We start from the raw sequence: 13,509 nt of genomic DNA on the forward strand, positions 1-13,509 counted from the left end.
TTTTCCTGAGGAGGAAGAATATGACGACTATACATCTTATTTAACCGTAATCAATACTGATATTGACTCGTTTATTCAAAAAAGACATTCTTATAAAGATGATACAAAAGAAGAACGTGGAATTAGGTTAATACCTAGAGCTACAAATTATTTCACTCCCGACCAAAAGTTAAGTAAAGTAAAAAAAGAAACAAAAGATACTTTTTATATCGGGGGGGATCAAAGGATCCCGCTACCTTCTATTTTTATTAGTTTATCGAGGCTTTTCCCTATAGGTGAAACATTAGTGAGTAAAAAAAATGTCCGGAGTAATAATATAATTATAACTTCTGATGCATACGAGATGTATAAAAAGTGGTATAATGAAATACTGCCCGACTCTATATCAGAAAAAGAAGTAATCAATATCACTAAAGATATTGATAAAAATCGAACAATAATACATATGCCTTTAAACAAGACGTTACCAGAAACTCAGTCTGTTGGGCAAGATAATATTGGATATATTGTTTCTGCGTTAGTAGACTTTTATCTACACAAACAAAGAACAGAAAATTATAACGGCGGAATTTTATGTATCGATGAAATAGACGCCTCTTTGCATCCTAATGCTCAATTGAGACTTTTTGATTTACTGGATAGACTAAGTGAGGAATTAGAATTACAGATTTTTGTTACCACTCATTCCTTGACAATTTTAAAGAAAATTATTAAAAAACAAAATCGTTCACCTAAAGATTATCGTCTTGTATATTTTGTGGACCCAGAACTTCCGAGATTAAGTTCAATTGAATATTATGCTGATATCAAATCTGATATGTTTGATAAAATGACACCTTATCGTCCATATGTAAAAATATACTGTGAAGACGATATGACAGAATTTCTTTTTAACGAATTGATTGAAGCGTATAAAAGATTGCATCCTGATACTAAATCTGATATTTATAAAGTTATCCCTATTCATTTAGGCTGTAAGCAATTGTTAAAATTACCAGAATATGATTCACATTTTAAGGATGTGTTAATTATAGTTGACGGAGATACAAAGACAAACTCTAAGAATTTATTATATCCATATATAACTGAAGATAAAAAGTTGATAAAGGGAGTTAAGACCAATGAGTTACCCCAAAATGTCATTGCCCTTCCGACATTTTTGGCTCCCGAATCATTCATATACTATGTAGTTAAAACGATTGTTGATAATGAAAATTATAATAAGTTTTGGAAAGATTTGGAAGATAGAGAGGAATCGCGATTATATACAAAAAGTAGGATAAATGAAATCTTAAATCAAATTAATATTAAAGACGATACAAAAAATGATGATATAAGATCATTAGAACGATTACAAGAATTACAAAAGTTTATTACAGATACACAGTTATTTAATTATCTAATGGAAGAAAATATAATTGATGAGTTGAATGATTTTTGTCTAAAAGTCTATTCCCAAATTAATATTCTACTTCAAAGAGAAAAATCAAAAAACTATTAACTATATAACTCCATAAAGAAAGGATTAAAATGGCTCAAAGTATAGTCACACCGTTACGTTATCCTGGTGGAAAAACAAAATTATATCTTTTGGTTAAAGAACTAATAAAAGTAAATAATTGCAAAACATACATTGAACCATATGCTGGTGGTGCTGGTGTTGCATTAAAGTTACTATTCAATAATGATGTTCAAAAAATTATGATTAATGATTTTGATAAGGCTATTTATTCTTTTTGGTATTCAGTACTAAATTACACTGATGAATTGGTTAAGAAAATCGAAGAAACTCCGATAACTATGGAGGAATGGTACATTCAAAAAAATATATATGAAAAGAAATCAAATTCGAACTCTATTTTGGAATTAGGATTTGCAACATTATTTTTAAACAGAACAAATAGATCTGGAATTTTAAAAGCAGGGGTTATTGGAGGAAAATCACAAGAAGGGAATTATAAACTGGATTGTAGATTTAATAAAGTAGAATTAATCAAAAAAATTAAAAAAATTGCAAGCTTTAAATCAAGAATTAAATTATACAATCTTGATGCTGAAGTTTTTATTAGAAGAAACATAAGTAAAACGAAAGATTCATTTACATTTTTTGATCCACCATACTATAAAAAAGGACCAGGATTATATACAAATTTTTATAATCATGAGGATCATTTGTCACTTTCTGAAATAATAAAAAGTAGTATGAAATATAAGAATTGGATTTTAACCTATGATCTTTCGGACGAAATATTTAGAATGTATCAAGATTACTCAAATAAAATGTATTACCTTAATTATTCAGTTGCGAGACCTGGCAAAGGAATTGAATACATTTTTTATTCAAATTATTTAAAAAAAGTAAATGATGAGATTTATTTAAATATAGTAGAATAGTTATAAAATAGAAAGCAGGTTACTACATGACAAATTCTGTAAGTTCGAACCGACCTGAGAAGTACAACATTGCAGCTTTCTTCTCAGGTGTTGGGGGAATTGAGTTGGGATTTGAACAGACCAACGAGTTCAGAGTGGTGTATGCCAATGAATTTGATAAGTATGCGCGTCAGACTTATCAATTAAACCATCCAGATACCTATTTGGATGGTCGTGATATTCACGATGTTCATCCAGAGGATATTCCGGCTGAGCGCGTGGATGTGATTATGGGAGGTTTTCCTTGCCAAGCCTTTAGTATTGCGGGTTATCGCAAGGGCTTTGATGATGATCGTGGCGATCTTTTCTTCGAATTACTTCGCATGATTGAGGGATGCAAACCTCGCGCTATTTTCATCGAAAACGTCAAGAACATGGTCGGTCATGACCATGGCAATACCTTCAAGGTTATTCGTGAAGCCTTGACTGAGAACAACTACTTTATCAAGTGGAAGGTTCTCAACGGAAAAGACTACGGAAATATCCCTCAAAACCGTGAGCGGATCTACATCGTTGGTTTTGATACTAAAGAAGCCTACGACTTGTTTGAGTTTCCAGAGGAAATCAAACTGACAACGACCTTGGCTGATGTTATTGATTTTGGTGCCAAGCCTGATGAGGCTTACTATTATCGAGAAGGCAAGCAGAGTTTCTTCGCTGACCTAAAGGCCAACGTGACTAGTCAAGACACGGTCTATCAGTGGCGTCGTCAATACGTTCGTGAGAATAAAAATGGGGTTGTTCCTACTTTAACAGCTAATATGGGAACAGGTGGGCATAATGTCCCTCTTATCCTGACAGATAGTGGGGAGATTCGTAAATTAACACCAAAGGAGACCTTCAATGTACAAGGTTATCCAAAGTCCTTTAAGTTGCCTGAGGGGGTTTCCAATGGTCAACTCTACAAACAAGCTGGAAACAGTGTAGTTGTGCCCGTGATTAAACGCATTGCAGAGCGGATTGCTTTTGCCCTTAATGAGAGCAATGGGTCGTCTCAACTGGATCGCTCCGGAAAATTCGCGATAATCTATACCAAGATGAATGGTCAGTTTGAAGGCCAGTCTTATGTGAAAGATTTTGTCTCCACTTATGAGGAAGCAGAGAAGAAGATTGCCTCCTATGAGGATGGTCTTGCTATTTTATCGGATGAAGATTATTTCAGATTGGTAAAAAAACGTGGAAATTTTGAATTTTACAGCATTATTTAACGAATTATATAAGTAAGAGGACTAGTGAAAATCTAGTCTTCTTTTGATATACTTAAATAAGAAGTGAGGATTGAATGATGTGGGAATACCTAAAACAAGAACAAAAGGAAAAATACAAGACTCTCATTACCAACTTTGCTAGTCTAAGTGAGGCCTTTTCTCAAAAAGCAGAGGGTGAAGATTCTGATGATCGAGAAAGCTATGTTGCTCCGATTGTTAATTCAAAATTCCAAGAGACTGTTTTCCAAAAAGCTTTTCATGCAGTTGGTGAGGATATTGCTAATACTTCTTATGATGCTTCGGTTGTCGTTGATGAGCAACATAAGTATTTGGTTGGGATTAAATCCTTTGGTTTGGACTCAGGGGATCAAAAAATTGCTCAGTTCAAGAAAGATTCACAGTCTTGGAACGAGTTGTTGAGTGAAATTCGATTTCAGGCTGCTATTTCACCGGACAAGGAAACAGCTGATAAAGAAAATCAAGCTCGCTATGAAAAACTGGCCCGTGAGATTGCGTCTTTGCGAAATCAACGGATTGAATCATCTAAAGCTCTCATTAAGGGATTTCATTCTGATTCTAGTCATGTAGAAGCCGTCTATCATGTCTTGATGCCGACCTCGAAAGGTCACAAACCGCAGATCCATGTAGGAGAGACAACTTATCTGCCGGTTGATTTAGACAATCTCAAAATTCTTGGCTCAACGACCAAGAACAATCCGACAAATTTCCGTTTTACGGACGGCCAGCATGACTACAAATACACGGCTGCAGATAGTCAGCTCCATATGACCTTTAGGAATAGGGAGATTGTGGTTGATACTTGGGATGTGAATTATGTTGAGGATCCCTTTTATCTCTTTGAAAACCTTCACTTATTGACCTCAGAAAAAAGTGATTCGGAGATTCTCGAGACGGTGTCGTGGGTGATCACAGATAAGCATGGAAATGTAGAAGAAAATTCTGGCTTTAATGCTTTTAATGGTGGTTCAAAGTTGGCTAAGAAGGATCGCTTGCCACGGATTTTAAAGATTCAGGACAAATTTAAAGACAGTCTCGCTCCAGAAGAACTAGCTTTTGTGACCTTTTCTTTGGAAGAAATCCTCTTGAAAAAATGGTCTACCAAGGAAGAAAAAGCTCAGATGAAGTCTATTCGCGAGGACTTGATTCACTTTGTACACGAGACGGGGAATGAAAAACTAATCAAAGAAATTGAACAGCTAGTGTATCGTCCAGTCAGTGAAGTGTATATCCCTCTTCCAGACTCCAAACATTTCCATGAGGAGCGTCCAGACTTTTTTGGTAAAGGGATTGGAAGGTTTGAGCCAGGTACGAGTAAACTTGCCCTCCCAAAAGAAGAACGGACCTTTAAGCTACGATTTTTATCATCAGGTGATGTGATTACTGCCTATATCAACCAAGAAGCTGGGAAGGCCATTCAATCAACTGATAAGCAAGAAATCCTTGGAAATTGGATTCTTCGTGGGGTCTTTCAGTTAAAAGACAGAGAGATCTTAACGGGTAAGAAATTATCACAGCTAGAAATCAATGGTATCCGTCTTTCCAAATTCAAAAACGGTGAAATTGGTATGGAATTCATCTGGATCGATGTGGACAATCCTCCTGCAGATGCGATTGGTTGGGTTGCAAAATCCTCTTCATCCACACGATAAAAGAACCTCCTAGTTTTCTAGGAGGTTGCTTTGTATTCTGTGGTAGGACTGTGGCCTAGGTAGGTATAAATCCGTGTCAGTGGGGATTGGGGATGGGTGGATACGCGAAAGTGAAAGTAGTGGTCACGGTGGTCGCGACTCTGGGTGTGGTGGAGTCTGAAATAGTTGCGCTGGCCTGTCGACATGGATCTCAGCAGGTCATCTTCTAAAAAGACCAAGGGGGTCGCAGTCGTTGCCAATCGGTAAAAATCGTGCTCGAACTGCTGGTAATTGTCTGAAAAATAATCGAATTGGAGTTCGTGTTTATTCAGGGCTGGTTTCATAGCTAGAATCTCCTGGTTCAATAGAAAAAATAGTCGAAAGAAGGAGAGAGTGGTAGTGCTGGCCATTTTTTATGAGGACTTCGGAAGGGCTTAAGGTATAGACCTGGCCGTAGTAGACGGCGACTTGATTGTCCTGGAGGGTAGAGAGGGAGAGGGAGGTCTCTTGCTGGTAGGCTTGCTCGAGGAGGTGACGGATTTCTTGGTTTGAGAGGAGGCGAAGCTCTTCGAGAGAGAGCTGGTTTGTTTGTAAGGCCGTCGAATGCTCAGAGAGGAAGAAGCCGGCCCACTTGGCCATGCCCCGGTCTTGGAAGTCGCGTGCCGACTGATAGGGGAGATAAGAACGATCAATCATGCTAAGCCATCTAAACCTCCTGCAGAGTGGCCTCCGGTCAGTTTGCTTCGAGCTAGAGCGCGCGAATTTTCTAATAGGGCAGATCCCTTCTGTAGAGAAGCAAAGCCAAATCGGTCACGGATATGGTCAATGGTCTCTTGGAGGGCTTCTTCTCTTTGGGTTTGCTCAGGGTCATCAAATAGGGAGATCAGCTGGAAGCTCTCTTCTACGAGCTTCCCATAAAAGACACCGATCTGCCGGATGGCTCCTCCCTGGTAGTGGGAGCGAAAGAGCTGGATGACTTCCTTGGCTAATTGAGCGGTAGAGTTTGTCGGCTCAATCTTTCGCTGGCAGTGGATGGAGGGAAGCTGTTCCTGTTTGGAGTAGCTGGCGTGGATGGAGACCAATTGTGTCTTTTTCTTTTCCCGACGCAAGCGGATAGCGACTTGCTCAGCCATCTCTCGAAAGACCAGTTCAATATCGCTTTGGCAGTGGTAGTCATGGGGAAGGATTTGCGAATTTCCTAGACCGTGAGACTTTGGTCGATAGGGGCGATGGACATTGCTTTCATCGATCCCATGGGCATGAAACCAGAGCTGGACGCCCATGACTCCAAATTCTTTTTTGAGCTGGTCTGGATTGGCCTGGGCTAGTTCATAGATGGAGTGAATACCTAGTTTGTTCAGGCGTTTTTCTGTTCGCTGGCCGATCCCCCAAAAATCGGTCAGTTTTTTTATCTGCCAGACTCGATTGGGGACGTCTTCATAAGACCAGTTAGCCCGCATGGTTTTCTGGTGCTTGGCTTCGTTGTCCAGAGCCAGTTTGGCCAGTAGGGGATTGGCATTGCTCATCCCGACAGTAGCATAGATCCCAGTTTTTTGCCAAATGCGTTTTTGGATCCGAGCAGAAAGGAGGTCCAGCTTGGAGCGTCGGTCTAGCTGGGGATCGGGAATAAAGTAGTTGAGAGAGCTGGTCAAATCGATAAAGCCCTCATCGATGGAATAGGGATAGATGTCATCTGGAGCAGCAAATTCTTGAAAGACTTGTTGGATTTCCATGTTGACCTGGATATAGGCATTCATGCGAGGGGGCACGATAAAGGTGCGCTTGGCCCAACTTTCGATGTAGTGGACAAAGGCTGGATCTGTAGGTAGGCCTTGCTTACGGGCCAGGTAGTAATTGAATTTCCTCGTCTTGAGATCAAAGGGCAGATCGTAGCTACGCCCGACATTTTTCTTTCCAAAGACTTGCTTAAAAACGGGGGAACTGGCTAAGATAAGGCCAGCAGAATTGTCGCTCCGACTCATGACACAAAGAGAAGTCGTCAAGGGATTGAGGCCGAGGCGGACGCATTCACAACTGGCATAGAAACTTTTCATATCCACAAAAGCAATATCAGACCTTGGCTCACGTGAATAATCAAAAAGCATGTCTAGACCTCCAGAGGGAGGAAGTGGCCGACCACGATACCGACGATTTTTGGTTCATCTTCGTAGGGTGCAAAGAGGTCATCATAGGCTGGGTTGATAGACTCTAGGCGGAGGCCCTCCTCTTCCCGATAGACTTTTTTGATATAGGTATTCCCGTTCCACATAAGGGCGTAGACCGCTCCATCATAGTCAAATCCTGTCTGTTTCATCAAGGCAACGGAACCGTTTGGATAGCTTGGTTCCATAGAATCTCCAGAGACCCAAGAGGCAAAGTCGTGTTGGATCTCTTGGTCAAAATAAACGGTCTCGTAGTCGGTCTCATTGTCATAAAAGGTATGACCATGTCCAGCTGCCAAGTCGATAGAGAGGACACGGTAAGGGACCAAAGAGACCACCTTCTCTTGCTCTGCTAAGAGTTGGCTAGCCAAGAGATCGACCTTTTTTTGATGGGGTGGGGTTAATAAAGGGTAGGTGAAAAGCGCTGAGCTCTTGTCGACAAAGTAGTCCTCTTTAACGGAGAGGCGCTTGGCCAACCTCCTGAGATTTTTATCGTGTGGCTCTGCTAAGCCATTCTCCCAACTAGAGTAGGTCTTGCGACTAATCTCTAAGGATTCGTAGACCTGGGCTTGGGTTAGACCGAGCTCCAGTCGCCTGTCTTTTAATTTTTTTGCATCAAACATCTGCATTCTCCTATGTAACGTTTTAAAAGTTACGTATAGTATAGCAAAAATAAATTCGAACTTCAAGAGAAAAGTGAGAGGATTTTTCTTTGGCAACGAAAGGGATGTGGTTCAGCAGATCTCAGACTGGAGAGAGTAGGTGTTTTTGTATCTTTTATCCAAATTTTGATATAATAATCTCTATGAAGATTGTATCAGGTACCTATGGAGGGCGTCCTCTTAAGACGCTTGAAGGAAAGACAACGAGGCCCACTTCAGATAAGGTGAGAGGGGCTATGTTTAATATGATCGGTCCTTATTTTGATGGGGGGCGGGTCTTGGATTTATATGCAGGCTCAGGCGGCTTGTCCATCGAAGCGGTATCTCGTGGGATGGAGCAGGCTGTCTTGGTCGAGAAAGACCGCAGGGCTCAAGCAATTATTGCCAGCAATATTCAAATGACCAAGGAAAGTCACAAATTTCAATTGCTGAAGATGGAGGCTCACCAAGCTCTCGGCCAATTGCAGGGGACCTTTGACCTTGTTTTATTAGATCCTCCCTATGCTAAGGAGCAGATCGTAGCCGATATTGAAACCTTGGCTGAACGAGACTTGCTGGGAGAAGAGGTCATGGTCGTCTGTGAGACAGACAAGGCAGTGGATTTGCCTGAGGAGATTGCTTGTCTAGGAATCTGGAAAGAAAAAATCTACGGAATTAGTAAGGTGACGGTTTATGTCAGATAAAATCGGATTATTTACAGGTTCATTTGACCCAATGACCTTGGGACACTTGGATTTGATAGAGCGAGCTAGTCGCTTGTTTGATCACTTGTATGTAGGCATCTTCTTTAATCATGAGAAGAAGGGCTATTTTACCATTGAGCAAAGAGAGGCCATGGTGACAGAGGCTGTGGCTCATTTGTCCAATGTAAGAGTCATCACCTCAGAGGCAGAGTTGGCAGTAGAAGTGGCTAGACGGTATGGAGTGACGAGCTTGGTTCGAGGCCTGCGAAATAGCCAAGATTTCCTCTATGAAAGCAACATGGACTACTTCAATCACCAGCTGGCTCCAGAGCTTGAGACCATCTATCTCTGTGCCCAGCCCCAGTACCAGGCCTTGAGCTCGACGAGAATCCGCGAGTTGCTGACCTTCCAGCAAGATGTCAGTGCCTATGTCCCAGAGAGTGTTATAAAGGAGATGAAATAAAAGGAATGAATGAATTTGAGAAACAAAGGGCTCAGTTACCAGAAAGCCCATTTGAACCTGTACGCAAAAAAGATAGTGTGTGGAGAACCTATCGCTGGCCGATTATTGGGACCTTGCTTCTGATTCTGGCCTTGCTAGCTTTCTTTGTTCCCCTGCCCTATTATCTGGAAATGCCCGGGAGTTCAGAAGATATTCGCCAAGTGATGCGCGTCAACCAAAAAAATGATGAAGCATCTGGTTCGTATGATTTTGTCACTGTTGCCGTCAAGCAAGCGACCTTCTCGGATATAGTCTATGCCTGGGTGACTCCTTTTACAGATATCCACTCTGAACAAGAAATGACTGGTGGCAGTTCCAGTGAGGAATTTTTCCGTATCAATCAATTTTATATGGAAACCTCTCAAAATACTGCCAAATACCAAGGATTAAAAACTGCTGGTAAAGAGACAGAGATGGAATTCTTAGGTGTTTATGTCATGCAAGTAGCAGAAGACTCTACTTTCAAGGGCGTTCTAAATATTGCGGACACGGTTACGGCTGTGAATGACAAAACCTTCAAGAGCTCAAAAGAACTCATCGAGTATGTTGGTTCCCAAAAAATTGGGGACAAGGTCTCAGTGACCTACACAGAAGATGGCCAGACTAAGACAGCTGAAGGAAAGATTATTAAGCTGGTCAATGGCAAGAATGGGATTGGGATTAGCTTGATTGACCGAACAGAGGTGAAGAGCGACGTGCCAATTGAGTTTGCGACAGCTGGCATCGGTGGCCCAAGTGCCGGGATGATGTTTAGTCTGTCTATCTATACCCAAGTAGCGGACCCAGACCTTCGTAAGGGACGCCATATCGCGGGGACAGGGACCATTAACCATGATGGAACTGTCGGAGATATCGGTGGAGTGGATAAGAAAGTTGTGGCGGCAGATCGCGCTGGTGCTGAAATCTTCTTTGCCCCTGATAATCCGGTGACAGAGGAAGTTAAAAAGAACAATCCTAATGCCAAGAGCAACTACGACGAAGCGGTAGAAACAGCTAAAAAAATTAAGACCAAGATGAAAATTGTACCTGTCAAAACCTTGCAGGATGCTATTGATTATTTGAAAAAGAATTAAAGTAGCTTGCTCGAAAAGAGAGTGGGACAGAAATCGGTCATTCGTTAGAATTCGATTTCGTCGTCCCACCTCCGCACAGTTGAGTAGGGCTGTAAAAACTGATGAAATCAGCGTAGTAGAGCCCACTCAACCACTGCGTCTTGCTCGACAATCCAAAGACAATATCGAGGCTAGGACTTTTGTCCCAGCCTCGATATTGGTAGATAGGGATATTCATCTCCCAATCAAATTCAAGTTTTTGCATATCAATCTCTCTATTTTTAGAGAGATTTTTTCTTTATACTAGTGTCAGAAAGTAAGGGAGGTAGTTGGAATGATTGAAAATAGTTTGTTTTCCATTTCAGTGTTCTTAGCGGGGATTCTATCTTTTTTCTCTCCGTGTATTTTACCGTTGATGCCCGTCTATGTAGGGATCTTATTAGATTCTGAGCATGAAAAAACGGTGCGTATTTTTGGAAGAGATATTTCTTGGTATGGTTTGGTCAAGACCCTCTGTTTTATTGCTGGTCTATCAACCGTATTTCTCATCCTAGGTTATGGTGCAGGGGCCCTTGGTCAGGTACTCTATGCTCCCTGGTTCCGTTACCTACTAGGAGGGATTGTCATCTTATTGGGAATCCATCAGATGGGCCTCATCAATCTTCGGCAACTCCAAAAACAAAAGAGTATCCAACTGAAGAAGGACGAAAAACGCAACGAATTCTTCAATGCCTTTCTAATTGGAGTGACCTTTAGTTTTGGCTGGACTCCTTGTGTCGGACCTGTATTAAGCTCGGTTTTAGCGCTTGCGGCTTCTGGAGGAAATGGTGCTCTACAAGGAGCGCTCTTCATGCTGGTTTACACCTTGGGCTTAGCTCTTCCCTTCTTACTCTTGGCCCTGGCTTCAGGCTGGGTCTTGCAACGCTTTGCCAAACTCAAGCCTCATATGGGGACCTTGAAAAAAATCGGTGGTGCTCTCATCGTCTTGATGGGCATCTTGCTGATGCTGGGTAATCTCAACAGCCTAGCATCCCTGTTTCACTAATCTTGAATGATTAAAGGAGAAAAATCATGAAAAAAATTCTTACACTTACCATTGCTACGCTTAGCCTTGTCACTTTAGCAGCTTGTTCTGGAAAAAAATCTGATTCAGATATGAAAAAAACGGACGATAGTAGTATGATGAAGAAGGACGATATGAAGGATTCGTCCATGTCCGATGATAAAATGAAAAAAGACGATATGAAAGATTCATCTATGATGTCTGACAGCAGTTCTGAAATGAAAGACAACATGAAAGAAGATAAGATGAAATCGAGCGATTCAGAGATGAAGGACGACATGAGTGACTCATCTGACATGAAATCAGACCAATAAAGGACAATAGGAAGAGGAGGTCGTCTGCTTGGGCGACTTTCTCCCAATTTAGAGAGGAGGAAGACATGAAAAAAATGGCCTTAATAGCGACAGGACTTTTCTGTGTAGGATTGTTAGGGGCCTGCTCCGCCCAGGGGATGGAGTCATCCAATAAAAGCGAGACTAAGCAGACAGCCAAAACGGGAGGTTCAGAGCAAGCTGGCAAGAAGGTTCTGGATTTTAGCCTGCAAGGAGTAGACGGCAAGACCTACCGCTTATCAGATTACAAAGGGAAGAAAGTCTATCTCAAGTTTTGGGCTTCCTGGTGCTCAATCTGTCTTTCAACATTAGGTGACACAAATGATTTAGCAAAGGCAGAGGAGGGTAAAGATTATGTAGTTCTAACTGTTGTCGCTCCGACATTTAATGGGGAAAAATCAGCCGATGACTTTAAAAATTGGTACCAGGCTTTGGACTACAAAGATTTCCCAGTCTTGATGGATAGTAAGGGCGACTTGCTCAAAGAGTACGGGATTCGCTCTTATCCATCTGCTCTCTTTATTGCGAGCGATGGAACTCTCGCCAAGACCCATATCGGCTATATGAGTAAGGAAGACATCGTCCAGACTCTAAAAGAAATGAAGTAAGGAGGACATAAAATGGAAACAAAATGGAAACTCATTTCCGTTCTTTTAGTGGGCCTGCTTTGTTTTGGACTCTTTTTCCTTATCAAAGGATCCATGGCCTTGGATACATCAGATGCGACGACTGAGCAGATCAAAAAAGCGTCCATGAGTCAGACACCAGTAGCAAACAAAAAGAAGGAAGAAAAAGTCAATCCTGAAGACCAACGAGAAATCTATCTAGCTGGTGGTTGCTTCTGGGGTGTGGAAGAGTATTTTTCCCGTGTTCCAGGTGTCATTGATGCCGAATCAGGTTATGCCAATGGAAAAGGGGATACTACCAAGTATGAACTGGTCAACCAAACAGGGCATGCCGAAACGGTACATATCACCTATAATGTCAAGAAGGTTTCCTTGAAAGAACTGCTTCTACACTATTTCCGGATTATTGATCCAACATCAAAAAACCGTCAGGGAAATGATCAGGGCAGTCAATATCGGACAGGAGTTTATTACACCGATCAAGCAGATTTGCCAACCATAAACCAAGTATTTGAAGAAGTGGCAAAGAAATATGATAAGCCTTTGGCTGTAGAAAAAGAAGAACTTGCTAATTATATCAAGGCGGAAGACTACCATCAGGACTATCTACAGAAACATCCGAATGGCTATTGTCACATTGATGTGAATCAAGCTTCTTATCCGGTTATTGACGCTAGTCGTTATCCAAAACCAAGCGATGAAGAGATCAAGAAGAAGTTATCGCCCGAAGAATATGCAGTGACGCAAGAGAATGATACAGAGCGTGCTTTTTCTAACCGCTATTGGGATAAGTTTGAAGCGGGCATCTATGTGGATGTCGTAACAGGAGAGCCCCTCTTCTCCTCAAAAGATAAATTTGATTCCGGTTGTGGTTGGCCAAGCTTTAGCCGGCCGATCAGTCCCGATGTGGCAACCTACAAGGAAGATAAGAGTTTCAATATGACTCGGACAGAGGTTCGGAGTCGAGTAGGAAATTCCCATCTAGGCCACGTCTTTACTGATGGACCTAAGGAAAAAGGTGGCCTTCGCTACTGTATCAATAGTTTGTCAATTAAATTCATTCCTAAAGCAGAGATGGTAGAAAAGGGCTACGGCTATTTGTTGGACTATGTCTGAGACTTTTTGCGACCTACTTTG

The 13,509-nt window shown here is 41.4% G+C and carries 15 protein-coding genes; 11 read left to right on the forward strand and 4 right to left on the reverse strand.

Annotated elements, in window-relative coordinates:
• From D8785_RS07190 to D8785_RS07205, 4 genes are all read left to right on the forward strand, one after another.
• A partial coding sequence (locus D8785_RS07190; protein WP_125374971.1) for an AAA family ATPase occupies window positions 1-1,501 on the forward strand: 1,501 nt, incomplete at its 5' end.
• A gap of 29 nt (window positions 1,502-1,530) precedes the next feature.
• Entirely contained in the window at window positions 1,531-2,394 is an 864-nt protein-coding gene (locus tag D8785_RS07195; protein ID WP_125374972.1) for a DNA adenine methylase, read from the forward strand.
• 26 nt (window positions 2,395-2,420) lie between these two features.
• On the forward strand, window positions 2,421-3,641 hold the full coding sequence (gene dcm, locus D8785_RS07200) for a DNA cytosine methyltransferase (protein WP_125374973.1): 1,221 nt from the start codon (window positions 2,421-2,423) through the stop codon (window positions 3,639-3,641).
• Window positions 3,642-3,718: 77 nt separating this feature from the next.
• On the forward strand, window positions 3,719-5,311 hold the full coding sequence (locus D8785_RS07205) for a hypothetical protein (RefSeq protein WP_125374974.1): 1,593 nt from the start codon (window positions 3,719-3,721) through the stop codon (window positions 5,309-5,311).
• A 17-nt stretch (window positions 5,312-5,328) separates the two neighbouring features.
• Here D8785_RS07205 and D8785_RS07210 read toward each other — a convergent pair whose 3' ends face one another.
• The 4 genes from D8785_RS07210 to D8785_RS07225 are packed head-to-tail and all read right to left on the reverse strand — an operon-like array spanning window position 5,329 to window position 8,075.
• Window positions 5,329-5,634, reverse strand: a complete 306-nt coding sequence (locus D8785_RS07210) for a DUF5960 family protein (protein ID WP_123160002.1) — start codon at window positions 5,632-5,634, stop codon at window positions 5,329-5,331.
• Entirely contained in the window at window positions 5,615-5,986 is a 372-nt protein-coding gene (locus D8785_RS07215) for a hypothetical protein (RefSeq protein WP_125374975.1), read from the reverse strand. Before D8785_RS07215 ends, D8785_RS07210 begins: the two co-directional genes overlap by 20 nt.
• Entirely contained in the window at window positions 5,983-7,395 is a 1,413-nt protein-coding gene (locus D8785_RS07220; protein WP_125374976.1) for a Y-family DNA polymerase, read from the reverse strand. The genes D8785_RS07215 and D8785_RS07220 overlap by 4 nt, the downstream gene beginning before the upstream one ends.
• A gap of 2 nt (window positions 7,396-7,397) precedes the next feature.
• Window positions 7,398-8,075 (reverse strand): helix-turn-helix domain-containing protein, encoded by a 678-nt coding sequence (locus D8785_RS07225; protein WP_125374977.1) that lies wholly within the window; start codon window positions 8,073-8,075, stop codon window positions 7,398-7,400.
• Window positions 8,076-8,257: 182 nt separating this feature from the next.
• On the opposite strand from D8785_RS07225, the gene rsmD reads away from it, so the two are divergent.
• The 7 genes from rsmD (at window position 8,258) to msrB (ending at window position 13,488) form a co-directional block, all read left to right on the forward strand.
• Window positions 8,258-8,797, forward strand: coding sequence for a 16S rRNA (guanine(966)-N(2))-methyltransferase RsmD (gene rsmD / locus D8785_RS07230; RefSeq protein WP_125374978.1), 540 nt, complete (start codon window positions 8,258-8,260; stop codon window positions 8,795-8,797).
• Window positions 8,787-9,260, forward strand: a complete 474-nt coding sequence (coaD, locus tag D8785_RS07235; RefSeq protein WP_125374979.1) for a pantetheine-phosphate adenylyltransferase — start codon at window positions 8,787-8,789, stop codon at window positions 9,258-9,260. Before rsmD ends, coaD begins: the two co-directional genes overlap by 11 nt.
• Window positions 9,261-9,265: 5 nt before the next feature.
• Window positions 9,266-10,372, forward strand: coding sequence for a SepM family pheromone-processing serine protease (locus tag D8785_RS07240; RefSeq protein ID WP_125374980.1), 1,107 nt, complete (start codon window positions 9,266-9,268; stop codon window positions 10,370-10,372).
• Window positions 10,373-10,685: 313 nt separating this feature from the next.
• On the forward strand, window positions 10,686-11,396 hold the full coding sequence (gene ccdA2 / locus D8785_RS07250) for a thiol-disulfide oxidoreductase-associated membrane protein CcdA2 (RefSeq protein WP_125374981.1): 711 nt from the start codon (window positions 10,686-10,688) through the stop codon (window positions 11,394-11,396).
• Between the two features lie 26 nt (window positions 11,397-11,422).
• Complete coding sequence (locus D8785_RS07255; protein ID WP_125374982.1) at window positions 11,423-11,728, forward strand: hypothetical protein; 306 nt, start codon at window positions 11,423-11,425, stop codon at window positions 11,726-11,728.
• Window positions 11,729-11,793: 65 nt separating this feature from the next.
• Window positions 11,794-12,354: a TlpA family protein disulfide reductase gene (locus D8785_RS07260; RefSeq protein ID WP_125374983.1), complete on the forward strand. Its 561-nt coding sequence runs from the start codon at window positions 11,794-11,796 to the stop codon at window positions 12,352-12,354.
• 12 nt (window positions 12,355-12,366) lie between these two features.
• Window positions 12,367-13,488, forward strand: a complete 1,122-nt coding sequence (gene msrB / locus D8785_RS07265; protein WP_125374984.1) for a peptide-methionine (R)-S-oxide reductase MsrB — start codon at window positions 12,367-12,369, stop codon at window positions 13,486-13,488.
• Window positions 13,489-13,509 lie beyond the last annotated feature (21 nt).

The organism is Streptococcus australis (genome assembly GCF_003943615.1).
GTDB lineage: Bacteria > Bacillota > Bacilli > Lactobacillales > Streptococcaceae > Streptococcus > Streptococcus australis_C.

What these genes read in the sequence shown, in the direction of transcription:
- D8785_RS07240 (WP_125374980.1), top strand. Translation starts at nt 9,266, where the DNA reads ATGAATGAATTTGAGAAACAAAGGGCTCAGTTACCAGAAAGCCCATTT.
- D8785_RS07195 (WP_125374972.1), top strand. Translation starts at nt 1,531, where the DNA reads ATGGCTCAAAGTATAGTCACACCGTTACGTTATCCTGGTGGAAAAACA.
- dcm (WP_125374973.1), top strand. Translation starts at nt 2,421, where the DNA reads ATGACAAATTCTGTAAGTTCGAACCGACCTGAGAAGTACAACATTGCA.
- D8785_RS07260 (WP_125374983.1), top strand. Translation starts at nt 11,794, where the DNA reads ATGAAAAAAATGGCCTTAATAGCGACAGGACTTTTCTGTGTAGGATTG.
- coaD (WP_125374979.1), top strand. Translation starts at nt 8,787, where the DNA reads ATGTCAGATAAAATCGGATTATTTACAGGTTCATTTGACCCAATGACC.
- D8785_RS07210 (WP_123160002.1), bottom strand. Translation starts at nt 5,634, where the DNA reads ATGAAACCAGCCCTGAATAAACACGAACTCCAATTCGATTATTTTTCA.
- msrB (WP_125374984.1), top strand. Translation starts at nt 12,367, where the DNA reads ATGGAAACAAAATGGAAACTCATTTCCGTTCTTTTAGTGGGCCTGCTT.
- D8785_RS07220 (WP_125374976.1), bottom strand. Translation starts at nt 7,395, where the DNA reads ATGCTTTTTGATTATTCACGTGAGCCAAGGTCTGATATTGCTTTTGTG.
- D8785_RS07225 (WP_125374977.1), bottom strand. Translation starts at nt 8,075, where the DNA reads ATGTTTGATGCAAAAAAATTAAAAGACAGGCGACTGGAGCTCGGTCTA.
- D8785_RS07215 (WP_125374975.1), bottom strand. Translation starts at nt 5,986, where the DNA reads ATGATTGATCGTTCTTATCTCCCCTATCAGTCGGCACGCGACTTCCAA.
- rsmD (WP_125374978.1), top strand. Translation starts at nt 8,258, where the DNA reads ATGAAGATTGTATCAGGTACCTATGGAGGGCGTCCTCTTAAGACGCTT.
- ccdA2 (WP_125374981.1), top strand. Translation starts at nt 10,686, where the DNA reads ATGATTGAAAATAGTTTGTTTTCCATTTCAGTGTTCTTAGCGGGGATT.
- D8785_RS07255 (WP_125374982.1), top strand. Translation starts at nt 11,423, where the DNA reads ATGAAAAAAATTCTTACACTTACCATTGCTACGCTTAGCCTTGTCACT.
- D8785_RS07205 (WP_125374974.1), top strand. Translation starts at nt 3,719, where the DNA reads ATGTGGGAATACCTAAAACAAGAACAAAAGGAAAAATACAAGACTCTC.